Below are 261 nucleotides of genomic sequence, written 5' to 3'. Positions count from 1 at the left end.
GGAAAAGACCCTGCTGTTCACGGCAACCGGTCTGATGCTCATCGTGGTGATCCCGGTCATCATCATGATCCTGACGTTTGCCTGGAAATACCGCGCATCCAATACCAAAGCCGACTACCAGCCCAAGTGGGCCCACTCCACGGCGATCGAAGTCGTGGTCTGGACCGTGCCATGTATCATCGTGGCGATCCTCGCCGTGATCACCTGGCGCTCCACGCACGCGCTCGATCCCTACAAGCCGCTCGTCTCCGAGCACAAGCC

General features: G+C 59.8%; 1 pseudogene. It reads left to right on the top strand.

Features of this window, described 5'->3' with window-relative positions:
* Nucleotides 1-261 (top strand): annotated as a pseudogene (locus tag ACRHNM_RS17130) (ubiquinol oxidase subunit II); the annotation flags it as partial.

Origin of the sequence: Psychroserpens mesophilus (assembly GCF_050617655.1) — a bacterium.
GTDB lineage: Bacteria > Bacteroidota > Bacteroidia > Flavobacteriales > Flavobacteriaceae > Psychroserpens > Psychroserpens mesophilus_A.
The sequence above is the reverse complement of the archived record's forward strand: the minus strand, read 5'-3'. Positions and strand labels throughout refer to the sequence as shown.